The organism is Candidatus Nitrosotalea sp. FS (genome assembly GCF_011319475.1).
Lineage (GTDB): Archaea > Thermoproteota > Nitrososphaeria > Nitrososphaerales > Nitrosopumilaceae > Nitrosotalea.
The window spans coordinates 1-594 of the sequence record NZ_RCMC01000158.1 but is presented as its reverse complement, the minus strand read 5'-3'; the positions used below and the strand labels follow the sequence as shown (position 1 = coordinate 594).

Below are 594 nucleotides of genomic sequence, written 5' to 3'. Positions count from 1 at the left end.
TGTTGGAAAGGATTGCAGTTAATTTTCAAAGCAGAAGATCAAACGCCTATTTGTGTCAAGCCAGATACTATGAAAAAACTCGTATCACGTGGATGGGCGATCCTTCATTACCATGATCCTGATGCTAAACCCAAGATTACTCTGTATGATTATTCCTATGATGGAATAGACAAGGACAGTGGCACAGTATCAATCAATAACCAAACTTACCATCAAACCACACTTAGTTATTCAGCATACAATTTACCAAAGAGAACATTAGCATCATTTCAAAATGTAACTTTTGCTTTTCCTCAAGGAAGCCTGCTCACTCCCGGCGGTGGTTTCTTGATGCTTGATATGATGTTTCCAGACGGTTCTGAGGAAATCTATGGTGGGAAAACACTAGTTCAAAATGGTTCTGCTACAGAAATAAGCGGAATCCAAGTACCAACACAGTATGGACCGCATTTAGCTGCAAATTCAGTCACAGTTCTTAGTAACCATACCATGCCACAAGCTGGAATTACCATCTACCATGATAAAATCAGGCTACTTGTGAGCAAGTAAAATGAAAACTCGACACATTTCAATCATTTTTACTCTTCTTCTATT

General features: G+C 38.7%; 1 pseudogene. It reads left to right on the top strand.

The window, feature by feature from the left end:
• A pseudogene (locus DYY66_RS05535) lies at positions 1-549 on the top strand (hypothetical protein); the annotation flags it as partial.
• Positions 550-594: the final 45 nt, after the last annotated feature.